A 23831-nucleotide genomic window follows, 5' to 3' on the forward strand; every position below is an offset into this window, starting at 1 on the left:
ATTATTTGACCTCTTTAATTTCTTTAATGATATTGGTTTTATTTTCAATACCAATATTATAGGGCTTACCTTTTTTAAAGCTTTGGGTTGCTTTTTCCATCAGGCTTTTATATTCCGGTGATTTTTTAGAGAGATAAAAAACCTGTGCACTGATTCCAATAGCGACCCGTACCACTTCATCCGGTTTATCGGGATCTTCCATGATGTTGGAAATCGTGGCATTATTGTACCATGTCAAATTCTGTGAACTGGAGTTACCGGAACAGGATGTAATCATAATAAAAAGTAATAGTAAATAGGACCAGGCTTTCATAATAAAAAAAGATTAAGTAAAAAGCTCCTGCAATATATCAAAATATCGGCAGGAGCTCTATATAAATTAGTTAGAATCCACAGCTCGCTACGCTAGGTGCAGGGGAAGGAGAACATCCGGAAAGGGATGAGAATATGTTTAATACACAGTTGGTATTTACATAATTGTTATCATATAATAAAGATCCTGATGGACTTCTGTAGTACACGTTTCCTGCAGTATTGGCATAAGAAGATACTGAAGCAGATCCACAGCTTGTATTGGTGCAAGCAGCTCTCCATGCAGAATCGGTTACCGGTCCGCTGGAGAATAATGACGGATCAATGATTCTTTTCTCAACAATTCCTGAAGCATTTTTGAAGCTTACCAAAATCGCTACGTGATATACCCATGAAACACAGCATGTTCCTGTAGACGCTCTCAGATTACCGTAAACGAACTGTTTTTCGCAGTCATAACCTGCGTTCAAAAGGATCTGTCTCATTTTGTGCGCTCTTGCATAGCATCCATCCACAGGATATCTGAATGTGATACATGGTGAAGATGCCGTAGAAGTTCCACAAGCCTGGTTTTTGATCTGGGTAAAAAGACTGTTTAACGTAGCAAGATTGGGAATAACACTTACTGCCTTGTTACTTTCTCCTCTTTCTTCTTTGTTGAATACCGATTTGAAATAACGGATGTCATCAGCAGTTGCTTTTTCTACTTTCGCAATTTTATTGGTATTGGCTTTAAGGAAAACATGAACAGGAGTTTCGTTTTCAACAGCCTGTCTGATCATGGAAATATAACCTGCATTCTCTTTACTGTCCGCAATTTCGTACGGTTGTGCAGTAACCATAAATGAGATTTTAAATTTTCCATCTTCTTTTTCAATCCCTACCGGAACAGTTTTGCCGAAATCTTTCATTGCAATTTCATTAGACTCCTTGGCTACAAGATTAGGATCCTGGTTGGCAGCTGAATCTGAGCAGGAATTCACTGACAGTACCGTCACGAATACCATCATGGATAACAGAAATTTTTTCATAGTTTTTATATTTTGTGGTTAGTTTTAAGTGAACATTTTAATTATGATAGTTCACTTATTTGTGACATTAAAAGTAATAAAAATTAAAATATATGCAAGATTTTTTTTGAAAAAAATACATTATTCTGTTGTTTTATTGATTTTATAATATTGAAAACAACTAAAAAACCTTAGGTTTTTAATAGTAGAATTTTGAAACATAGAAAATTTTAAAATAGAATTTCGAGATCTGGATTCCTACGGAATGGACAAGGTGGATGGATAGTTTATTCCTGTCATACAAATGTTCTTCAATAAGATAAGTCTATTTATACTTTGTCCATTCCGTAGGAATCTAAACTATGTAATACGGATTAAATCTAAAAAAAGTCTCAATAATAGTAGAATTCTGAAAAGCAAGAAGAATTTTAAAATAGATTTTGAGGTATGGATTCCTGTGGAATAACAAACGTTGCGGATAGTCTAAGCGAATAAAAATAACATTATCATAAAAATAAAAACCCGGTTTCAACGATTGAAAACGGGTTTATTTTATTGTAAGTAAACTTGACTATTTATAAATCAATTCTGCCTGAAAAACATCCGCGAAATGCTTCCTGATTTTTGCTTTCAGTTCTTCCATTTCTTCAGGTGTCAGTTCTCTTTCAAGCTCTCTTTTTAATGAAGTAACCTGCTTATCTTTGATCCCACATGGAATGATATATTCAAAATAACGCATATCAGTATTCACATTCAGTGCAAAGCCGTGAAGAGTTACCCAACGGGAAGCTTTCACTCCCATGGCACACATTTTTCTGGCGTAAGGTTTTCCCACATCCAGCCATACTCCGGTCTCACCCGGAGAGCGTTCTCCTTTGATACCGTATTCTGCAATGGTTCTGATGATCACTTCTTCCAGATTTCTCATATATAAATGAATATCCGTGAAAAAGTTTTCAAGATCCAGAATAGGATAACCTACAACTTGTCCATAACCATGATAGGTAATATCACCGCCGCGGTTTACTTTCACGAAGGTAGCCTCAATTTCTTTCAGCTTATCAATACCGGCAAGCATATTTTCTTCATGTCCGCTTTTTCCTAACGTGTACACGTGAGGATGCTCTACGAAAAGAAGGTGGTTGGGAGTAATACTATGCTGTTCTGCAGGAAGATCTCTGTTTTTTATTTTGGTATCAATGATGTTTTTCATCAGTTGCTCCTGATAATCCCAGGCTGGCTGATATTCTTTGATTCCTAAATCTTCAAATTCTACTGCTTTATTTTGATTTGTATTCATTTCAATTTTTGATATACAAATTTAGTGAATTTTACCCTTTTATGGAATGGATAAAATCTATGGCATTCTTCTTCCAGTCTCTATCCTGAAGTAAAATATTCACGAAAGCAGTTCCGATGATACCGCCATCCGCTTTTTCCGTTACATTTTCGAAGTCATCTTTCGATTTAATTCCAAACCCAATCATCACCGGATTTTTAAGTGGAAGAGCAGCGAGCCTGGAAAGATAGTCCTCATTCTTTAAAACCGCATTTTCATTTCCGGTAGTGGAAGAAGAACTTACGGCATACAGAAATCCTGAACTTAATGAATCCAGATAGATCATTCTTTCATCGGAAGTTTCCGGTGTTACAAGGAAAGTGAAATTAAGATGATATTGTTTTAAAATCTGCTGATAATTTTTCTCAAACTCAATAGGAGGAAGATCGGGTAGGATCAATCCTGAAACACCGCTTTCCGCACAAGCCGCACAGAATTTCTCAAATCCGAAACTCAATACCGGATTGATATATCCCATCAGGACAATTGGAATGTTGATTTTGTCTTTGATGGCTTTTAGCTGAGATAACAGTTTTTCGATCGTCATTCCGTTTTGTAAAGCCAGTTCGTGAGCTTTCTGAATGACAGGTCCGTCTGCCACAGGATCAGAATAAGGCATTCCGATTTCGATCATATCAGCCCCGGAATCCTGAATCAGTTGTATAATATCAGCGGTATCTTCCAGTTGTGGAATTCCTGCTGTGAAGTATATATTTAGTTTTTTCATTTTTTTATTATCGAGGTTAGAAATTAGAGGGTAGAAGTTAGATGGTGAATACTTGTTATTAGGTAATACTTACTGATTTCCAGTATCTAACTTCTAATTTCTTTAAGATATGTTTCCATATCCTTATCTCCACGACCGCTCAGGCAAATGACCACAACATCATCTTCATTAAATTTCTTCTTATCCAGAACAGCCAGCGCATGAGAACTTTCCAGTGCAGGAATAATTCCTTCCAGTCTGGTCAGCTCAAAAGCACATTTCAAAGCTTCATCATCATTAATGCTAAAGAATTCAGCTCTTTTTTCTTTAAATAAATGAGCATGAAAAGGTCCGATTCCCGGATAATCCAGTCCGGCAGAAATAGAGTGGGGCTCAATAACCTGGCCGTCTGCTGTCTGCATCACAAGACTTTTGCTTCCGTGAAGGACACCAAGCGTTCCCAGGAAAGTAGTAGCAGCAGATTTTCCGGAATCCACTCCCAATCCTCCGGCTTCAGCAGCAATGATTTTTACCTCTTTTTCCTCTACAAAATGGTAGAAAGTTCCGGCAGCATTACTTCCTCCACCTACACAGGCAATCACATAATCCGGATTTTCCCTTCCGATTTTCTCTTTAAGCTGTTCTTTGATTTCCTTTGAAATAATACTCTGGAATCGTGCTACAAGATCCGGAAAAGGATGAGGTCCCACTACACTTCCAATCACATAATGAGTCGTCACAGGATTGTTGATCCAGTCTCTTAATGCTTCATTTACTGCATCTTTCAGGGTTTTTGAACCTGAAGTGGCAGCCACTACTTCTGCTCCCAGCATTTTCATTCTCGCTACGTTTGGGGCCTGTCTCTGGATATCAATTTCTCCCATATAGACGATGCATTCTAGACCAAGCAAAGCACATGCTGTAGCGGTAGCAACGCCATGCTGTCCGGCTCCGGTTTCCGCAATAATCCTGGTTTTTCCAAGACGTTCCGCTAATAAAACCTGGCCAAGGGCATTATTGATTTTATGAGCTCCGGTATGGTTGAGATCTTCTCTTTTCAAATAGATCTGAGTCTTGTATTTCTGACTTAAATTTTTAGCAAAATAGAGTGGAGTGGCCCGCCCAACATAGTTTTTCAGCAAATCCTGATACTCGGCCTGAAAATCTTCAGACTCTATGATTTCGAGATAGTTTTTTTGCAGTTCTTCTACATTAGGATAGAGCATTTCGGGGATAAAGGCTCCTCCAAACTCGCCGTAATATCCGTTTTCATCGGGGTTTTTATAATTCATTTTTTTATTCTTTAGTTATTAAATAAGCATTGTTTTGTGAACTCAGCCGGTTGAGCAGCTCTTTTCTTTCCTGCGAGGTATGGAAAAGCAAAATATCATCATCTTCAGAATTCACCCAATCCGGGCCGACACTTTCTTTGATCATTCTGGCTTTATCATGAAGAATTTCGATGTCACACTTTTCATAAAAAGGACGCAGATCCGAATGGCAGAAACCAATGGTTTCCAGGTTTCTCTGAGTAACATTTTCTTTGAAATGTTTCACCAAAGCGGTTCCATACCCTTTCTTTTTATGAGCAGAAACAAGTCCTACGGCTTCTGCAAAGGAATAACCGGTGTCTGCTATTTGTAAGGTGAAATCAAAATTAACTCTCATAACGGCCAATATGCTTTCATCCGTATCCATCAGAAAATGAAATTCCGAGTCTTTAAAAAAAGAGCGGAAGTAGGATGATTTCATGGTGTTCCATGCGGAAATATCCCAAAGTTCCAGGATGTGTTTTATTTCGGCTTCTGTTAAATCTTTCGTTTCTTTTACGTGATATTTCATGGGTTCAAACTATTAATAAATGTGAGATGGTAATCGTACTGCTGTTTGGTAATCAGCTTTTTATAATATAATAATTCTATTTTATGCATTAAGTCAATTAAGGTTGCTTTATCTATTTTCGACTGATACATGGTAATGGCAATTTCAAGGTTGTCAATCAGAAAATAAGGATCGGAATCCTCGTAAAGCAGAAAAATTTTAGAATAAATCAATCCCAGGTCATACTTTACACTGGATTTTACATGGTTTTCCAAAAATTTATCTGAAATAATAACCAGATAATAACTGTTCCATAAACTGATTCTTTCAAAAAAATACTGGATATCACTTTCTGCAAAATCTTTAATAATACAAATGAAATCAGACAATAATCCACCTGCTTCCCAATGTTCTGTATTGCTGTCGTTTTGTGCAACAAAATGGTACAGATTCTGGATTTTTTCATTCCCGAATTTAGGCGGAAATAATGTTTTATAAAATGTCTTCTTTAGCAAATGTATATTCATCCTTGTGTTTTTTATGTGTTATTTATTTTGTTGAAATTGGGTTTTAAATTTTTTTATCCTGTCAATATTTTTACTGCCGGGCTCTGTTTCAAACTTTGAATTGATATCCAAAGCGAAAGGCTGTTGCTTCAATGTTTTTACATCACAGATATTATCTTCAGAAATTCCGCCGCTTAGAAAGTAGGGCAGTGAAATCTCAAATTCATTCAGAATATTCCACTCGAATTGTTGCCCTGTTCCGCCAAATGCTTTACTGTCTGTATCAAATAGGTAGTAGGTGACAGGTTGCGGGTTAGAGGAAAGAGTTTGTGCTATTTTATCTTTGTTATCAGCATCAATATTTCCTATTCTGATTACTTTAATGATTCCAACCTTAGGATTCAGTTTTTGTCTTAGTTCAGCAATAAAATCATTGCTTTCATCACCGTGAAGCTGTACAAAATTCAAATCTGCATGCTGAACAATCTTTACAATGATATCTGCTTCTTCATTGACAAAAACGCCCACTTTTCCCCGGTGATCAATGGTTGAGAGCTCTTCCAGACTCAGATGATTCAAAACATATCTCGGCGATTTTTCGTAGAAGATAAAACCGAGAAAATCTGTTTTCATAGCAATCAGTTCCTGAATCTGGTCCGGTTTTGTAAGACCGCAGACTTTGAGTTGAGGTGGCAGGTTTGAGGTTGTAGGTGGCAGGTTCATTGTTATTGAGTTTAAATTTGAGAAGCAAATTCTTCAAAAGCTTTGGCCGGATCTGTATTTTTCATGAAATATTCGCCCATCAGGAAACCGTCAAATCCTTTTTCTTTTAAAAACTGAAAATCTTTAAGATTGTAAATACCGCTTTCTGCAACAGACAAAACGCCTTTTGGAAGCTGGTTTTTCAGCTGAACGGAATGCTGAAGATCAACTTTAAAATCTTTAAGGTTTCTGTTATTAATTCCTGCCAAATCAATTTCTGAATTGAAATGCTTCAGTTCATCTTCTGTATGAATTTCCAGTAAAACCTCCATTTTCAGTTGGTGAGCTAATTCTGTGAATTCCTGTACCTGATCCGGTGAAAGACATGAAGCGATCAGCAGGACAACATCAGCACCGATGCTTTTAGCTTCATAAAACTGGTATTCATCAATCATAAAATCTTTTCGCAGAATCGGAATATTGATGTCATTTCTTACAGTGAGAATATCATTTAAATCTCCTCCGAAAAAATCATGATCAGTCAGGATAGAAACTCCGCTGGCTCCAGAATTTTCGTAAGCAGAAACTACTTCCAAAGGCTGTACATTATTATTGATGATCCCTTTTGAAGGTGATTGTCTTTTAAACTCAGCGATAATTCCGCTTTTATTTTTGATAGATTCTTTTAATGAATAGGTTGGCCTTCCAAAGAAAGAGGTGTCTTTTAACCTGTCAAGGGAAATGCGCAATTTTGCGGCAGCAATTTCCTCTTTTTTTCGTTCAATAATTTTATCAAGTATAGTCATTTTTTTGTGTCTGTAATATAGTCAATAGTGAATTTTGCTTTGCAAGTGAATGGTGAATCTTATTGGACCAAAAGATTAAAACTATTCAATGCTTTTCCGCTTTGCAGACTTTCATCAGCCATGAGAAGACAGTTATCGTAGGTCCCGAATTTATGGGTGTTGTAAAGTGCGGCTGAAGCGTTGGCAAGAATTACTGAGTTCTGCTGTTCTGTACCTTTTCCTTCCAGAATATTCATAAATATTTTTGCCGTTTCCCGAATGGAGTTTCCTGCTTTAATATCTTCCAGCGTTACCGGATTGAAACCTAAATCTTCTGCAGAATAAATTTCTTCTCCGTTTTTGGTGATGATTTTGCTGTCGCCGGTAAGACTTATTTCATCATATCCGTCAAGACCATGCACCAGAATAAATTCACGTTCTTCCTTTTGAAGAAGATACTGATAAATTCTTGCAATTTCCAGATTATAAACTCCAATCATTGAATATCGGGGCTTTGCCGGATTGACCAAAGGACCCAAAAGGTTAAAGAAAGTTCTTAATCCCAGCGATTTTCTTAATAATCCGACAGATTGCAGCGCAGGATGAAAATAAGGAGCGTGCAAAAAGCAGATGTTAGCTCTTTCAAGATCTTCATTCAATTGTTCTGAGTTGTTTTTAAACTGGTATCCCAGTTCTTCCAGTACATTGGAAGAGCCTGTAGTGGTAGAAGCACCGTAATTTCCATGTTTTATTACCTTCTGTCCGGCTCCGGCTACTACAAAACTGGCCAGAGTGGATATATTGATGGTATCTTTTCCGTCTCCTCCGGTTCCTACAATATCAATCGCATCACTGGCATCGATGTTTACAGGAACAGCCATCTGTAATAATGCTTCTCTAAAACCTTCCAGCTCTTTCAATGTGATATTCCGCATCAGAAAAACACTGATAAAAGCAGTCACTTCCGCAGCGTTGAATTTATTCTGTGCAATCTCAATCATGGTAGCCTTCGCTTCTGATTTTGAAAGCGTATTATGGTTGAACAGGTATTGAAGTATTTCTTTCATTTGTGGTAATTTTATGGTTGTTGAAGGACTTTCTAAGGTTTTCATGACAACAGAAAGTTTTTAATGATTACTTCTCCTTCCGGCGTTAAAATGCTTTCAGGGTGAAACTGTACTCCGTGTACATCATAGGTTCTGTGCTGCAAAGCCATGATCATTCCGTCTTTATCTACAGCCGTAATTTCCAGTTCTTCCGGAAAATCTTCAGTATTGACTACCCAGCTGTGGTATCTTCCTACTTCCAATCCTGAATGTAAATCCTGAAATAATTTGGTGTCTTCTTTCACCAGATCGGTAGTGGTAGCCACTCCGTGAAAGATTTCGGACAAATTGATCAGACTCCCTCCGAAAGCTTCAGCAATGGCCTGCTGTCCGAGACATACTCCAAGGATGCTTTTTGAAGGAGCATATTCTTTAATAAGGTCTAATAGAATACCTGCTTCTTCAGGAATTCCGGGACCGGGAGAAAGGATGATTTTGTCGTATTTTCCAATTTCTTCAAGGGTAATTTCATCGTTTCTTACCACATCTACTCTTTGGTTCAGAATTCTTTCGATAATCTGAACAAGGTTATAGGTAAAGCTGTCGTAATTGTCGAAAACGAGAACTTTAAGTGGCGTCTGCTGAGTGTTTATATTGCTGTTCATTGCTTTTTTTGTTAGATAGTTGCTGGTTGTTTTTTGTTGCTAGCTGGTGGGTTTATTTTTCAACTATTTTTTCTGCTTTTTCTACTGCTTTTTTCAGTGCATTCAGTTTGTTGTTGACTTCCTGTAATTCACTTTCAGGGACAGATTTTGCTACAAGACCGGCACCAGCCTGATAAAATAAGGTATTGTTTTTACTTAAGAAAGTTCTGATCATAATGGCCTGGTTGCAGGTTCCGTTCAGTCCGATGATTCCGATACAGCCTCCATAATAGCCGCGGGAATCTTTTTCATATTGATTGATCAGCTGAAGCGCTTTATGCTTGGGTGCACCGCTCAGTGTTCCCTGGGGGAAAGTAGCGGAAACCATTTCCAAAGGATTGATGTCATCAGCAACATCTGCAGTCACCTCACTTACCATATGAATAACATGAGAGAACAGCTGGATTTCTTTAAGCTTGGTAACCGTTACATTTTTTCCGAGTTTTCCAAGATCATTTCTTGCCAGATCCACCAGCATAGTATGTTCTGCATTTTCTTTAGGATCGGCTTTCAGAACTTCAATTGCTTCAAGGTCAGCTTCAAAATTTCCCGTTCTTTTGGATGTTCCTGCAATCGGGTGAATAATGGCTTTATTGTTTTTGATGATTAACTGGCTTTCAGGACTCGATCCGAATAATTTGTAATTTCCGTAATCAAAATAGAACAGGTAAGGGGAAGGGTTGATATTTCTCAAAGCACGGTACACGTTGAACTCATCACCTTTGAATTTCTGCTCGAATCTTCTGCTGAGAACCAGCTGGAAGACATCTCCGCGCATACAGTGTTTCTGAGCTGTTTTTACCAGTTCAATATATTCTTCATCTGTAATATTAGATGTTTCTTCGCTTATTTTCTCGAATGGGTAAACCGGAGTATTCTGATTTTTAATGAGATTTTCCAACAGATGGAATTCAGATTTTACGCCATCGATACAGTTTTCAATAATATACATTTCATCATTAAAATGATTGATAGCAATCACATATTGGTACAATCTATACCTTAAAACAGGAATCTCTACTTCCTTGCTTTGTGCTTTAAGACTGATGTTTTCAAAAAACTGTACCGCTTCAAAACTTGTGTAGCCAAAAAGGCTCTGAGCCGTCTGCTCAATAGGATCACTGGTTTCTTCACATTTAAAAATCTGACGAAACTCTTCAAATACATCTGTAATATTCCGCTCCATAATAAATTGCTTTACGGGAGCAGAAGAAGGAAGTTTGATTTCATATTCGTTAAGATTTTTCACCTCAATTCCGGCGATGGCATTCACCGCAATGAAGGAAAAATTATTATCAATACTTTTTGAATCTGAACTTTCCAGAAGAATCGTATCACGGAATTTATCCCTGATCTTAAGGTAAATATTCATGGGAGTATGAAGGTCTCCCAGTGTTTTTTTCGAAACGGTTTTTATCGTAATTGTTTTGGTCAACATTTTATTGTTTTTTGTGAGATTAAGGAATAAAAAAAGGCTTTAACGGTATCCGTCAAAGCCTATATATTGTTTTTTGATTATTTCTGCTGTAATTAACAACATGACAATACCTCCAGACCCGACGAAGAGTTTGAAAGCCACCACCAAATATTGTTGTTCATTTTAAACATAGGACAAATGTAGAAATTTTTTTTATACAAAGACGAAAAAATTTCTGAAAATAAAAAAACTTAACATTGAAACCTCTTATTTAAGCTGTTTGAGTTCTTGTTTCAATACTTTGATTTTTTCTCTGTAAGTTTCATCATCATAGTCTTTTACATAATCTTCCAATGCAGCAATATATTCTTCAATGAATTGTTTATTTGTTCTGTCTGCTTCATATTTGATTCTTGCAGAATTCACAGGAGCCATTTTTTCATTTTGTAATACAATTTTTCCTTCCCTGGATTGATCATAAAGGATGACCATGTTTTTTTCATATCCTGGAATGTATTTTACAGGAATATCCTTATCACCCGGAATTCTGATTGAATTTCTGATAGGATAAATGGCTGCAGTAGTAGTGGAGAAAAAGGTAGTGGTATATTTTCCGTCCTGTTTCTTTACAATAGCTTCATAATCGTGGATGTACATGTCATTCAGAGTAGAATTGGTTTCTACATCAGAGGTGATAATAGCTGTGCTTTCTACTCCGTATTTGTTTAAAAACCATGCATTTAGAAACTGCCCTCCAAAACCATTCAATATAGCAAGTGGAATGATCGGAATCAAAAACCATGCTTTTTTGGTCAGATAGGAGAGCAATCCAAAGAATGCAAACAACAGAACCACAGTATAAAAACCATGATGGCTGGTGAAAAACAGAATTTTTGAAATTAAAACCATGGATTAAATATAATTATAATAATCTTTTATTTAAACGCTGAGATCGCAAAGATGTTATTAAATGATTATTAAAATGATCGCAAGGGCGTTTCACTTAGCAAAAGACGCTGTCATTAGCTGAATGAAGATCTTTGCAGACAAAAAAATAAAGTTTTATCATCATTACCTTGCGAACCCAGCATTTGAACTATTTATTGTACTGGCTCAGATAAAGGAATGTCCGGAGTCCCGCTGTAGAAAACAATCAGCGTTGCTCCGAGGTCTCCGGTTTTACCTCTGTGGCCGGTATTAACCATTTCAGGAAGCACCTGACCTTTTTTTATCCATTGCGTTTTTCCATCCTCTTTTCTTTCAATCTGAATTTCACCTTTTTCTACATACGCCGCATTGATGACGGGATGTTTATGCCAGCTCAGTGCCGAATTGGGAGGTACAGCAATTTTAAGAACCGAAATTTCCGGCTGAGTTGAGGGGTAAGCAGGATACGTAGTTCCGTCCCAGGATTTTGTGGTTTTTAAAAGCGTCACCGATTCAATTTTATCAGAATATTCTGATTGTGGTTCATTAGATGAATTATCACATGAAAAAAGGAGAGAAGAGAGTATAGCAAAGCAAGCAGTACCCAATACATGTTTTCTGGTCATACATTTTTAAATTAATACGTTGATTTTTGGCTCGGATCATCCGATATACAAAAATACTAACCCAATTTAAAATTCTCCCATGTTTGAATTATTTTTTTACCAGTTGTACAGATCCTGGTCTCAAAAATATTTCCTAAAGAAAACATTTGTCATAAGTTTAAAAGTTTATTTTTTATATTTTTGCTTCCAAATTAGAAAAAAATGAAAAAAGTATTAGCAATCGCATTTATCGGAGGTTTATTATTGGCAAGCTGCAAAAAGAAGCCAGATCACTCTTTACAGGATAGCAACACAATGCTTGAGGAACCGGAAGCAACTACAGTGGTAGATTCTACTGCTAAAACTGCTGCTCCAGCTGCTGCAACTCCGGCTACCCCTGAAGCTGCTAAAACAGATTCTACAGCGAAGAAATAATGAAAAAAATACTTTTGGCAGGAACACTGGGTCTTATGATCATTTCCTGTTCTAAAAAAGAAAATACAGCAGAAGTGGCATCTTCTTCTGAAACTACAGCTGTTTCAGAATCTGCTCAGTCTCATCTTTCCGGTGATCAGATCATGGAAACATTGGACTGCTCAGGCTGCCACTCTGTGAATGAGAGAATGATAGGACCTTCTTATCAGGAAATTGCAGGAAAGTACTCTGAAAAGGATACTGAACTGCTGGCTTCCAAAATTATAGAAGGCGGAAGTGGAGTATGGGGAAGTGTGCCTATGGCCGCCCATCCACAGGTATCTAAAGAAGATGCCAAAAAAATGGTGGAATATATTTTAAGTCAGAAGAAATAAAATATGTCTGCTGAAAAATCCAGTCTGCACACAAGAAATCTGCATCGTGATCCCTACGATTTTGATCAGCTTATTTCTTGTGTGCCGGAACTGAAACACTATGTTTTTACGAATGCCTATCAGACGGCAACCATTAATTTCAGCATTCCACAGGCTGTAAAACTGCTCAACAAAGCCTTACTCTTACATTTCTACAACATTAAAGGCTGGGACATTCCTGACACCAATCTTTGTCCACCGATCCCGGGAAGGGCAGACTATGTACATTATATTGCCGATCTATTAGGTGAACCACTTAACAAAATTCCCACAGGAAATTCTGTAAAAGGATTAGACATAGGAACAGGCGCGAATCTCGTGTATCCTTTAATCAGCTGCAAATCTTATGGCTGGACCATGCTGGGAACGGATATCAATCAGGATTCTTTAAAAAATACTCAGCATATTCTGGATCACAATGAAGATCTTTCCTCTGTTATTCAGCTAAAAAGTCAGCCTGAGGCTGATCATATCTTTACCAATATCATCGGTGCGGAAGAAAGGTTTACTTTCACCATGTGCAATCCTCCTTTTCATGATTCCGAAGAATCTGCAATGAAGGGAAATATCAGGAAAACAAAAAATCTCCATCAATCAAAGAGAACAAGACCTCTTCTTAACTTCAGCGGCCAGCAGTCTGAACTTTGGTGTGAAGGTGGTGAACTTGCTTTTATTACAAAAATGATCAATGAAAGTACATTGTTTTCATCACAGGTTCTTTGGTTCACGTGTCTGGTTTCCAAAAAAGACAATCTCAATAAACTCAACAATCTTTTAAGGAAAGTAAATGCTGTAGAGGTGAAAACCATCGATATGGCTCAGGGACAAAAAGTAAGCAGAATGCTGGCGTGGACGTTTATTCCTCGAAAAGACAGGAAGACCTGGTTCATTTAAGGTTCAAGGTTTAAAGTTTATAGCACGATAGTGCACATCTCGAATCTCATTACCCCGTATCCTGAACCCCAATACCCCGCATCTTTACCACTTTTTAAAATTTCTTAAAAAAGCCATTGACGGTCATGTCAAAAATGCCTAAATTTGTACGCTTTTAGAAAAATAAGAAATGCAATTATCAGAACAAGAAATCATTAGAAGAGAAAAGCTGAATAAGCTTACTGAAATGGGGATTAATGCGTTCCCTGCGGATGAGTATATAATTACAGATACTACAGAATCTATAAAACAGGATTTTTCTGAAAGTAAACAGGTGAAGATCGCTGGTAGATTGATGTCCCGCAGAATTCAAGGAAAGGCTTCTTTTGCAGAATTGCAGGATTCTAAAGGAAAAATCCAGGTTTATTTTAACAGAGACGAGATCTGTCCGGGTGAAGATAAAGAACTCTATAATGAAGTTTACAAGCACCTTCTGGATATTGGAGATATTATCGGTATTGAGGGAGAATTGTTTACCACTCAGGTAGGAGAGAAGACGGTTTTAGTGAAAAACTTTACGCTTCTTACAAAGGCTTTACGCCCGCTGCCTCAGGCTAAAACTGATGAAAACGGAGTAGTACACGATGGTTTTACAGATCCTGAATTAAGATACAGACAGCGTTATGTAGATTTAACGGTAAACCCACAGATAAAAGAAATTTTCGTGAAAAGAACAAAATTGTTCAATGCCATGAGAACATTCTTTAATGATGCAGGATATTTTGAAGTGGAAACACCAATCCTACAGTCAATTCCTGGTGGAGCTGCAGCAAAACCGTTTATCACGCACCACAATGCATTAGATATTCCATTATATTTAAGAATTGCCAACGAATTATATCTGAAAAGACTGATCGTAGGTGGTTTTGACGGAGTATACGAGTTCTCTAAAAACTTCAGAAATGAAGGAATGGACAGAACGCACAATCCTGAGTTTACTGCTATGGAAATCTATGTAGCGTACAAAGATTACAACTGGATGATGGATTTCACTGAGAAATTACTGGAATTCTGTGCTATCCAGGTAAACGGAACTACAAAAGCTACATTCGGGGAACATGAAGTAGATTTCAAAGCTCCTTATCCAAGAGTTTCCATGACAGAAGCGATCCTGAAATTTACAGGTTTCGATATCACCGGAAAAACTGAGAAGGAATTATATGATTTCGCAAAATCTATCGGTATCGAAGTAAATGAGACGATGGGTAAAGGAAAATTAATCGATGAAATCTTCGGTGAGAAATGTGAAGGAAACTTCATTCAGCCGACTTTCATTACGGATTATCCGATCGAAATGTCTCCACTGACAAAGAAACACAGAAGCAAAGAAGGCTTAACAGAGCGTTTTGAATTAATGGTATGCGGTAAAGAAATCGCTAATGCATATTCAGAGCTTAATGATCCTATCGATCAGAGAGAACGTTTTGAAGCACAAATGGCGTTATCTGAAAGAGGAGATGATGAAGCTATGTTCATCGATCAGGACTTCTTAAGAGCATTGGAATACGGTATGCCGCCAACTTCAGGATTAGGTATCGGTATGGACAGATTAATCATGTTCTTAACGAATAATGCCTCAATCCAGGAAGTATTATTCTTCCCTCAGATGAGACCTGAAAAAGCAGTTCCACAAATTGAATTAGGAGAGGATGAAAAAGTAATCCTTGAAATCCTTAATTCCCAGGAAGAGCCGATGGCTTTGGCAGAAGTAAAAGAAAGAAGCCAGTTATCCGGTAAAAAATGGGATAAAGCTTCCAAGACTTTGACAAAAAATAATATTGTGAAAGTAGAGAAAATTGACGAAAATCTTTTGATGAAACTGGCTTAAGATTTTTCAGAAGATCTAAATATAATATAAAAGGTACAGAACTATGCTGTACCTTTTTCTTTTTTCCATTTCCGGAGCTGTGCCCTGAAGTTTTTAAAGGGAGCTACGGTATTGATATGAATCCATTTCCAAACCGGCCACTGGGCGGGAGTCGTTGCCCATTTTCTCCGTCCGGGAGTGAATAGTGTGTCATCACTAAGGTTTTCTATCCAGTTGATAATTTCATCCACGTGATTTCGAAGCAGTTCTCTTTGTTCTTGTAAAGTATGAGAACCATATTCATTATAAAAAGACTGGTACAATCCTCCCAGGTTATTCCATTTGTATTCAGGAGTGGGCGTTTTTACTTCAATTCCTTTGCTTTCATCAGATTCCCATTGTAAAAGGAGGTGAGTCCAACCCAATTGATAGGAAATATTTTGTGATGGAGTTTTATCAACTCCCGGCTGCAAAAGATCTTTGTCCTCTTCTTTGATATCATTAAATTCCTGATCATAGAGAAGATATCTTTTCTTTAGCTCTTCAATGAGTTCTGTTTTGTCTTTATAAGTCTGCATATATTTATTTTCTTAACTTACTGAAAGAAGCCATCAGATAAAATAAGAAAGGAAGAATAAATAGTGATCCCAGCATCAATGCCCATCCCAATGCAGCGATAGTTTTTTCAGGAGCCATATGTTCCAGTAATGAAAGATGCTGTCCGTTTCCTAATAAAATAATATCCGGATTATGCTGATACGTTGCCGCTACTAAAATCATCACCATCTGGAATCCTGCCAAAGCACGTACGGGAAGTAGTTTTTGACGGTTCATCGCTCTTAAAATAAGCAATAAAGCTATCGTAGCAAAAGCAATCGCCATAATACCCAAAGGTTTAGAAAATACCCACATCAAAAGGGGAATGTCTGAAATATAAGCGGTCACAAATACCAAAATACCTGTAATTACCACGAAGATCATTGTCTGCTTGGATTTTCTGATCATTAATAAAAGATCTGCCTTATCACGCGTTTCTCTTAATGAAAAAATAGATGCCAGGTAAGCACAAAGCGCTACCGTAAATAAACCTACGGAAACCCCAAACCAGTTCAGCCAGCTGAATACATACAAATCCAGAAAACCTACAGCATCAGGATTGATAGAATGTGAAACCGTAGCAGCAGCTATTAATCCCAAAAAGAAAGGTGTTAAAAGGCTTGCGTAGTAGAAAATATGAGTGTATAAAACCTGCCAATTGTCTTTCACAGCATCATAATGCCTGAACGTAAAAGCTGTTCCTCTTGCAATAATTCCTAAAAGCATCAGTACTAAAGGAATATGAAGGTAGGTTGACATGGTGGTATAAATCTCAGGAAAACCAACGAAGAGAATTACAATCGCAATGATAAGCCACATGTGATTGGCTTCCCAAACAGGAGCAATAGATTCATACATAATCTCATGGGTTTTATGGCGGACTTTTTTATTGGTGAACATTTCTACAATACCTGCTCCAAAGTCAGCTCCTCCCAGAATAATATAAAGACAGATGGATAGCCAGAGAAAACCTATTACAATGTAAATCATGATTTTTTGTTTTTATCGTTAAACTGAGCATCGGTAGGATCGTAAAGCTTCGGTACCATTTGAATCTGTCTCTTTAAAAGGAAAACAAGGATCAATGATAATGATACGAAAATAGCCGTGAAGAAATAGAATGAATACTGTATTCCCGGCATAGGAGTTACCGCATCTGCTGTCCTCATAATTCCATAAATAATCCAGGGCTGTCTTCCGACTTCTGTTACCGTCCATCCCGCTTCCAGAGCAATATATCCAAAAGGTGTTGCGATTAAAAAGGTTTTTAATAACCAGTTTTTATTCAGCCATTCTTTTTTGAAGAAGAAGGCATATAAATAGACAGCTCCGATAACAATCATCACCACACCGAAGAAAATCATAATCTGAAAAGCATAATGAACCACAGCAATCGGAGGCCATTCATCTCTAGGGAAATCCTTAAGACCTTTTACTTCAGAATTAAAATCATTACTCACCAGAAAACTCAAAACTTTTGGAATTTTCACTGCATATTTCACTTCTTCTTTTTCTTCATCAGGAATTCCTCCAATCACAAATGAAGCCCCTTTTTCAGTTTCAAAATGAGCTTCCATAGCTGCCAGTTTGATAGGTTGTCTTTCTGCCACCGATTTTGCAGCAACATCTCCACTTAAAGGTGCTCCGAATGCTCCGATCAAGGCAAAACCTACGGCAATTCTAAAAGCTTTGGTATGGAATTCAATATTTCTTTTTCGCATAATCATAAAAGCGTGTACTCCTGCTACAGCAAATCCTGTTGCACAAAACGCAGCAACGGTCATATGAAGAGCCTGCGGAAACCATGCATCATTAAACATCGCTTTGATAGGATCTATATTAAGATACTGTCCATTGATATAATCGAAACCGGTAGGAGAGTTCATCCAGGAATTGGCCGCTACTACAAGAATCCCGGAAGCCAGCCCGCTTACTCCTACAAGAAATCCGCAGAACCAGTGAAACCATTTATTGAATCTTTCCCATCCATATAAAAAGAAGCCAATGGCAATCGCTTCGATGAAAAAGGCCGTTCCTTCCAGAGAAAAAGGCATCCCGAAAATCGGACCTGCATGTTTCATAAACCCTGGCCATAGAAGCCCAAGTTCAAAAGAAAGCATCGTTCCTGAAACGGCTCCCGTTGCAAAAAGGATAGCCACGCCTTTGCTCCATGCTTTTGTCAGTCCTTTGTATACTTCATTATTGGTCTTTAGGTATTTCCAATGGGCAAAAGCCATCAGAAAAGGCATCACCATACCCACACAGGAGAATATGATATGAAAGCCCAGGGAAAGTGCCATCTGAGCGCGTGCTGCGATAAAATCATCCATAAGTTCAACTTTTCAGTTAATAAATTTAAGCATAAATTATTGATGTTGAATATGATTTACAACAGTTGCTATCTCATCAATACATTTTAATTTTGTTTCTTTTACCGGCTTACCAATCCTTATGCTTTTCTAAAGAAAACTCCACATTTTTTTGACACTTTTTAACTTTCATACCTCGAAAAAAATCACGATATTTGTGAGTCTTTGCATATAGCAGGATTTTTAATTTTTAATATGAGTCAAAAACAATATACAGCTAGTAGTATTCAGGCATTGGAAGGAATGGAACACGTTCGTATGCGTCCTTCAATGTACATTGGTGATGTAGGAGTCAGAGGACTTCACCACTTGGTTTATGAAGTAGTAGATAACTCTATTGACGAGGCATTGGCAGGGTACTGCGACACGATCTTCGTTAGCATCAAGGAAGGAAACGGAATTGAGGTAAGTGATAACGGTAGAGGTATCCCGGTTGATTTCCACGAAAAAGAGCAGAAATCTGCCCTTGAAGTGGTAATGACAAAAATTGGAGCCGGAGGTAAGTTTGACAAAGACTCTTATAAGGTTTCAGGAGGTCTTCACGGAGTTGGGGTTTCGTGTGTGAATGCTCTTTCCAATGAGATGATCACTACGGTTTACAGAGACGGAAACGTTTACCAGCAGATTTATTCAAGAGGAAAAGCCCAGACAGGTGTTGAGGAGATTGGTCACAGCGAAAAAAGAGGTACCAAGCAGTTTTTCCAGCCGGATGATACCATCTTTACAGAACTAATTTATAATTACGATACATTAGCAAGCCGTTTAAGAGAGCTTTCTTATCTTAATAAAGGAATTACCATTACTTTAACGGATGAAAGAGAAAAACTGGAAGACGGATCTTTCCGTTCAGAAGTTTTTCATTCTGAAGGCGGATTAAAAGAATTCGTTGCTTATATTGATGGCAACCGTGAATCTATCATGGAACACGTAATTTTCATGGAAGGAGAAAGAGACGATATTCCTGTAGAAGTGGCAATGCGTTACAACACTTCTTTCAACGAAAATCTTCACTCTTACGTCAACAACATCAACACTCATGAAGGAGGAACTCACCTTGCAGGTTTCAGACGTGCTTTGACGAGAACCCTTAAAAAATATGCTGATGATTTAGGAATTCCACAGAAAGAGAAAGTAGAAGTTACAGGAGATGATTTCCGTGAAGGATTAACAGCTGTAGTTTCTGTAAAAGTAATGGAACCTCAGTTTGAAGGACAGACTAAAACAAAATTAGGAAACTCTGAAGTTTCCGGGGCTGTAGATAAAATTGTAGGGGAAATGCTTACCAATTTCCTTGAAGAGAACCCAAATGAAGCGAAACAGATCGTTCAGAAGGTGGTTTTGGCTGCAAAAGCAAGACAGGCTGCAAAAAAAGCCCGTGAAATGGTTCAGAGAAAATCTCCGATGGGAGGTTCCGGTCTTCCAGGGAAATTATCAGACTGTTCATCAAAAGATCCGGCAGAATCTGAAATCTTCCTTGTAGAGGGAGATTCCGCAGGGGGTACGGCTAAGCAGGGAAGAGACAGACATTTCCAGGCTATCCTTCCGTTAAGAGGTAAAATTCTGAACGTAGAGAAATCTATGCTTCACAAAGTATATGATAATGAAGAGATCAGAAATATCTATACTGCTCTTGGGGTTTCTGTGGGAACTGAGGAAGACAGCAAAGCATTGAACCTGGCAAAATTAAGATACCACAAGATCGTAATTATGACCGATGCCGATATTGACGGATCTCACATTTCAACACTGATTCTTACTTTCTTCTTCAGATATATGAAGGAACTTATTGAGAATGGTTATATCTATATCGCTCAACCACCTTTATATCTTTTAAAGAAAGGAAACAAAAAAGTATATGCTTATAACGAAAAAGAGCGTGAGGAATTTACTTTAGAAATGTCTCCGGACGGAAAAGGAGTAGAGGTACAACGTTACAAAGGTCTTGGAGAGATGAACCCTGAACAGCTGTGGGAAACTACATTGAATCCTGAACACAGAATTCTGAAGCAGGTAACCATTGATAATGCAGTGGAAGCAGACAGTATTTTCTCAATGCTGATGGGAGATGAAGTTCCGCCAAGAAGAGAATTTATCGAGAAAAATGCGAAATATGCAAAAATTGATGCATAAACCTTTTTAAAAATATAATAAAAAAGCTTCTGATTATTTAGAAGCTTTTTTTATATTTGGATAAACCAAAAAAACAATAATATGTTAACTCTTTTACAAACAGACCCTTACAACGGAGCAGATGCGGCTTCTGGTGCAGTTGCTGCAGGATTAGGGATCGGAACAATGTTCTTCGGACTGATTTGCTATATATTCTATGGATATTGCATGTACAAAATTTTCCAGAAAGCAGGAAGACAAGATGCGTGGGCTGCCTTTATTCCTATTTACAACACTATTGTATTACTGGAAATTGTGAAAAAACCGATTTGGTGGATCATTCTTTTCTTTATTCCACTGGTAAACATTTATGCATGCTGGGTGGTATATGACAGACTTGCCAAAGGCTTTGCAAAAGATACACCTCTGTACACCATTCTCATTCTCCTTTTCGGGTTTATTTTTATTCCTGTATTGGGATTGGGAAGTGACCGTTTTGACAGTAAGCTGGTCCCGAATGATTAATAAATAGAAAGAAAAAAATTAAAAGACTTCAGCAATGAAGTCTTTTTTTATTGATCATCTATAAAGTTGTAGAATTAATTGTACTTCCCTTTATTATTAATTCTACAGTATTTGAATCATATGGATTGTAAATTATTATAAATTTGAGTGCAGACAATATGAAGTTTATCCCTTCATGTTACAGAATATATATTCTTATTTCAATATAGAATGAATATAAATATTCTGTTATAACTTTTCAGAAATAAGCAATGAAAAGTTGATAATGTGTTCATTACCTTATAGGTACATTAAAAACTGTACTTTTTAAGTATTAGGTTGAAGGCTTCACATGTTGAAGCCTTTTATATTTTTTTTAACAGTTATTAAGATTTTATTATTTTTGTATAATATTAATAACGATGATGAAAATATTAGTACTGGGGGCTTTATCTACCGCCTCATTATATTTCGCACAGAGCTATCCTGCCTCTGCCATTCCTGAGAATTTTGAAAAATATGATATTGATGAAAATTAATACTAAACTTACTGTAGCAGGGAGCTGTTTTATGTTTAATATATTTTTTGCACAGCATAAATTCCTCTCTCCACCTGTTTTTGACGAAGCTGATCTGAAGAAATCTTATTCATTGATAGAAAATGACACTCCCGCTGAGATTCTCGACAATAGTACTCGATATCACATTACGAATGATAATTCTTTGGGAAAAGAATGCTATTCAAAAATTAAAATCTATGACAAAAAACGTTCAGAAGATATTATCCTTTTTTTAAACAAATTTGGAAAGCTATCTCTGAAAAAGAAATCAGGTAATTAGCTTGATAAAAAATAAACAAAATTTTAAAAATTTATTTACAATTAGCAGTAATGATGAAAATTTTAATTTTAGGGGCCTTATCTACTGCCTCATTCTATTTAGCACAGAGTTATCCAGCTTCTGCAATTCCTGAGAATTTAAAGAAAAACGCTAATCTGGTAGTCCGAAAAGATCTTACTACTGTGAATATTAATAAGATTGATGAAATAAAATATCAGATTAATACAGTAAAGACTGTTTTGAATAAAGATGGTGATGATAAAGCAGTTGCTTATATCCCTTATGATAAAGGAAACAGTATTTCTGATGTAAAAGTTACAATCTATAATGAATCAGGAAAGAAAGTAAAAAGTTATTCGAAATCAGATTTTGGTGATTTTGCCAATAACCGTCATGGAATTTTTTATTCTGATAGCAGAATTATGGTTTTTAATTATACGCCAACTGAATATCCCTATACGATAGATTTCTCTTATGAGATATCAGATAAAAATACCGTTTTTATTCCTGACTTTGTACCTTTCTATTCTACCAATACATCTTTGGAAGAAGCAGAGTTTAAAATTATCAATACATCCGGGATAGAACTTAGAACGAAAACTTATCCATCAAAGTTTAACTATGCATCAGTTACAGAAAGCAGCAGTATCAATGAAAAGATATATACATATAAGAACGTTCCTGCTATTGATGATATTGCTTTACTCCCGCAACCTGTCAAAATTTTGCCGAAAGTAAGCTTCTCTCTGGCGAAATTTAATCTGGCAGGAAAACAGGGTACTTTGACAAACTGGACAGATTTTGGTACATGGTATTATAATAACCTTGTAGAACCTGTAGCCGTTTCTACTCCGGTCATCAAAGCTGAAATTGCAGCTTTAAACTTACAAGGATCTGTGGAGGATAAAATAAAGACGATTTATCAATATATGCAGAATAAGACCAGATATATCTATGTGGGGCTGGGAATAGGTGGGTGGCTTCCAATGCTTCCAGAGGAAGTTGACAAAAAAGGATACGGAGACTGTAAAGGTCTTACCAATTATATGAAAACGCTTCTTGATGAAGCAGGAGTACCTTCTTATTATTGTGTGATTAATTCCGGAGCTTCTCAGATATCTTTTGATCCGGACTTTCCTAGAATGGGAGGAAATCATGCTATTTTAATGGTACCCACAGAAAAAGGTAATATCTGGCTTGAGAATACATCCCAGCAAATTGCATTCAACCATCTGGGTTTTAACACAACAGACCGAAATGTGCTTTCAGTTAAAAAAAATGGAATAGAACTGATCAATACTCCTGTATATTCTGCCGAGCAGAATAAAGAAAAGCAAATCCTGAAAATCAAGGTAGGAGAGGATAACAGTATTCAAGGTGAAGGAAACTTTCATTACACAGGATATCAATATGATTATAATTTAGTATTTACCGGTTTTAGCCCTAAAGAAAGAAATGATGCTGTGAAAAGATCTTTGGATATTTTAAACTTTGAAAAAGTAGAGATGAAAAACTTTGTCAATAATAGAGACAAAGCTTTTATAACCTATGACATTGATTTTAAAGCAATTCATTATGCGAAGAAAGTTGGGAACAGCTTAATATTCAGAGCGGTTCCTATATATAATGAGGCAATCCATAAAACGGATGAAAGCCGAGAGCTTCCTTTTGAAATCGGGCAGTCTTATGAAGACGAATATGAAATCAGTTTCAGCCTTCCCAATGGATATAAAATAGAAGAGACTCCCGAAAATATTAACCTCAAATCTGAATATGGGTTCTATACTTTAAATTTTGTAAAGAATGGAGAAGAAATTATTGTGAAAAGAAAAATACAAATAAATAAAGGAGCCTATCCAAAAGAAAAATATAATGAATATGTAAACTTTATCAAGAAAACAATAAACATGGACAATTCAAAAATTTTAATTACAAAAGCATAAT

Annotated in this window: 25 protein-coding genes; 8 read left to right on the forward strand and 17 right to left on the reverse strand. The window is 36.9% G+C overall.

The annotated features are described in order from the left end of the window. Window position 1: 1 nt before the first annotated feature. The 14 genes from V0410_RS22660 to V0410_RS22725 form a co-directional block, all read right to left on the reverse strand. Complete coding sequence (locus V0410_RS22660) at window positions 2-277, reverse strand: hypothetical protein (protein ID WP_330745736.1); 276 nt, start codon at window positions 275-277, stop codon at window positions 2-4. 106 nt (window positions 278-383) lie between these two features. Beyond that, window positions 384-1343 carry a protein-glutamine glutaminase gene (locus V0410_RS22665; RefSeq protein WP_110009435.1) on the reverse strand — a complete coding sequence of 320 codons (960 nt, stop codon included), beginning with the start codon at window positions 1341-1343 and terminating at the stop codon, window positions 384-386. A 550-nt stretch (window positions 1344-1893) separates the two neighbouring features. After that, the gene (lipB, locus tag V0410_RS22670; RefSeq protein WP_110009434.1) at window positions 1894-2622 is read right to left on the reverse strand and encodes a lipoyl(octanoyl) transferase LipB; all 729 of its coding nucleotides are present in this window, start codon (window positions 2620-2622) and stop codon (window positions 1894-1896) included. 31 nt (window positions 2623-2653) lie between these two features. Continuing rightward, window positions 2654-3388 (reverse strand): tryptophan synthase subunit alpha, encoded by a 735-nt coding sequence (gene trpA, locus V0410_RS22675; RefSeq protein WP_330745737.1) that lies wholly within the window; start codon window positions 3386-3388, stop codon window positions 2654-2656. Window positions 3389-3474: 86 nt separating this feature from the next. Next, window positions 3475-4659, reverse strand: coding sequence for a tryptophan synthase subunit beta (trpB, locus tag V0410_RS22680; RefSeq protein WP_330745738.1), 1185 nt, complete (start codon window positions 4657-4659; stop codon window positions 3475-3477). 4 nt (window positions 4660-4663) lie between these two features. Further along, window positions 4664-5209, reverse strand: a complete 546-nt coding sequence (locus V0410_RS22685; RefSeq protein WP_330745739.1) for a GNAT family N-acetyltransferase — start codon at window positions 5207-5209, stop codon at window positions 4664-4666. After that, window positions 5206-5715 carry a hypothetical protein gene (locus V0410_RS22690; protein WP_330745740.1) on the reverse strand — a complete coding sequence of 170 codons (510 nt, stop codon included), beginning with the start codon at window positions 5713-5715 and terminating at the stop codon, window positions 5206-5208. Before V0410_RS22690 ends, V0410_RS22685 begins: the two co-directional genes overlap by 4 nt. Before the next feature lie 18 nt (window positions 5716-5733). Then, window positions 5734-6417, reverse strand: coding sequence for a phosphoribosylanthranilate isomerase (locus tag V0410_RS22695; protein WP_330745741.1), 684 nt, complete (start codon window positions 6415-6417; stop codon window positions 5734-5736). Window positions 6418-6428: 11 nt separating this feature from the next. Beyond that, window positions 6429-7202 carry an indole-3-glycerol phosphate synthase TrpC gene (gene trpC, locus V0410_RS22700; RefSeq protein WP_330745742.1) on the reverse strand — a complete coding sequence of 258 codons (774 nt, stop codon included), beginning with the start codon at window positions 7200-7202 and terminating at the stop codon, window positions 6429-6431. Between the two features lie 59 nt (window positions 7203-7261). Further along, a complete protein-coding gene (trpD, locus tag V0410_RS22705) occupies window positions 7262-8248 on the reverse strand; it encodes an anthranilate phosphoribosyltransferase (RefSeq protein ID WP_330747742.1) in 987 nt (328 codons plus the stop codon). Between the two features lie 41 nt (window positions 8249-8289). Next, on the reverse strand, window positions 8290-8892 hold the full coding sequence (locus V0410_RS22710; RefSeq protein WP_330745743.1) for an anthranilate synthase component II: 603 nt from the start codon (window positions 8890-8892) through the stop codon (window positions 8290-8292). A 52-nt stretch (window positions 8893-8944) separates the two neighbouring features. After that, window positions 8945-10369: an anthranilate synthase component I family protein gene (locus V0410_RS22715; RefSeq protein ID WP_330745744.1), complete on the reverse strand. Its 1425-nt coding sequence runs from the start codon at window positions 10367-10369 to the stop codon at window positions 8945-8947. A 246-nt stretch (window positions 10370-10615) separates the two neighbouring features. Then, window positions 10616-11257 carry a hypothetical protein gene (locus V0410_RS22720; RefSeq protein ID WP_330745745.1) on the reverse strand — a complete coding sequence of 214 codons (642 nt, stop codon included), beginning with the start codon at window positions 11255-11257 and terminating at the stop codon, window positions 10616-10618. A 191-nt stretch (window positions 11258-11448) separates the two neighbouring features. Beyond that, a complete protein-coding gene (locus tag V0410_RS22725; RefSeq protein ID WP_330745746.1) occupies window positions 11449-11901 on the reverse strand; it encodes a cupin domain-containing protein in 453 nt (150 codons plus the stop codon). Between the two features lie 201 nt (window positions 11902-12102). Here V0410_RS22725 and V0410_RS22730 point away from each other — a divergent pair, with 201 nt between their 5' ends. The 4 genes from V0410_RS22730 (at window position 12103) to lysS (ending at window position 15489) form a co-directional block, all read left to right on the forward strand. After that, window positions 12103-12315 carry a hypothetical protein gene (locus V0410_RS22730; RefSeq protein WP_330745747.1) on the forward strand — a complete coding sequence of 71 codons (213 nt, stop codon included), beginning with the start codon at window positions 12103-12105 and terminating at the stop codon, window positions 12313-12315. Then, window positions 12315-12689: a c-type cytochrome gene (locus V0410_RS22735; protein WP_330745748.1), complete on the forward strand. Its 375-nt coding sequence runs from the start codon at window positions 12315-12317 to the stop codon at window positions 12687-12689. Before V0410_RS22730 ends, V0410_RS22735 begins: the two co-directional genes overlap by 1 nt. Window positions 12690-12692: 3 nt before the next feature. Then, window positions 12693-13622, forward strand: coding sequence for a 23S rRNA (adenine(1618)-N(6))-methyltransferase RlmF (rlmF, locus tag V0410_RS22740; protein ID WP_330745749.1), 930 nt, complete (start codon window positions 12693-12695; stop codon window positions 13620-13622). 169 nt (window positions 13623-13791) lie between these two features. Beyond that, complete coding sequence (gene lysS / locus V0410_RS22745; protein WP_330745750.1) at window positions 13792-15489, forward strand: lysine--tRNA ligase; 1698 nt, start codon at window positions 13792-13794, stop codon at window positions 15487-15489. Window positions 15490-15530: 41 nt separating this feature from the next. On the opposite strand, the gene V0410_RS22750 is transcribed toward lysS, so the two are convergent. The 3 genes from V0410_RS22750 to V0410_RS22760 are packed head-to-tail and all read right to left on the reverse strand — an operon-like array spanning window position 15531 to window position 18395. Next, on the reverse strand, window positions 15531-16046 hold the full coding sequence (locus V0410_RS22750) for a ClbS/DfsB family four-helix bundle protein (protein ID WP_330745751.1): 516 nt from the start codon (window positions 16044-16046) through the stop codon (window positions 15531-15533). A gap of 4 nt (window positions 16047-16050) precedes the next feature. Continuing rightward, window positions 16051-17055: a cytochrome d ubiquinol oxidase subunit II gene (locus V0410_RS22755; RefSeq protein ID WP_330745752.1), complete on the reverse strand. Its 1005-nt coding sequence runs from the start codon at window positions 17053-17055 to the stop codon at window positions 16051-16053. Further along, window positions 17052-18395 (reverse strand): cytochrome ubiquinol oxidase subunit I, encoded by a 1344-nt coding sequence (locus V0410_RS22760; RefSeq protein ID WP_227943934.1) that lies wholly within the window; start codon window positions 18393-18395, stop codon window positions 17052-17054. Before V0410_RS22760 ends, V0410_RS22755 begins: the two co-directional genes overlap by 4 nt. A gap of 234 nt (window positions 18396-18629) precedes the next feature. Here V0410_RS22760 and gyrB point away from each other — a divergent pair, with 234 nt between their 5' ends. The 4 genes from gyrB (at window position 18630) to V0410_RS22780 (ending at window position 23830) form a co-directional block, all read left to right on the forward strand. Next, on the forward strand, window positions 18630-20564 hold the full coding sequence (gene gyrB / locus V0410_RS22765; protein ID WP_227943933.1) for a DNA topoisomerase (ATP-hydrolyzing) subunit B: 1935 nt from the start codon (window positions 18630-18632) through the stop codon (window positions 20562-20564). Between the two features lie 81 nt (window positions 20565-20645). Continuing rightward, window positions 20646-21068 (forward strand): DUF5684 domain-containing protein, encoded by a 423-nt coding sequence (locus V0410_RS22770; protein WP_330745753.1) that lies wholly within the window; start codon window positions 20646-20648, stop codon window positions 21066-21068. A 507-nt stretch (window positions 21069-21575) separates the two neighbouring features. Then, window positions 21576-21887 (forward strand): hypothetical protein, encoded by a 312-nt coding sequence (locus V0410_RS22775; protein WP_330745754.1) that lies wholly within the window; start codon window positions 21576-21578, stop codon window positions 21885-21887. Between the two features lie 50 nt (window positions 21888-21937). Next, window positions 21938-23830 (forward strand): DUF3857 domain-containing protein, encoded by a 1893-nt coding sequence (locus V0410_RS22780; RefSeq protein WP_330745755.1) that lies wholly within the window; start codon window positions 21938-21940, stop codon window positions 23828-23830. The last annotated feature ends 1 nt before the right edge of the window (window position 23831 follow it).

Origin of the sequence: Chryseobacterium sp. CP-77, from assembly GCF_036362765.1 — a bacterium.
In the GTDB taxonomy this organism is placed as follows: domain Bacteria; phylum Bacteroidota; class Bacteroidia; order Flavobacteriales; family Weeksellaceae; genus Chryseobacterium; species Chryseobacterium cupriresistens.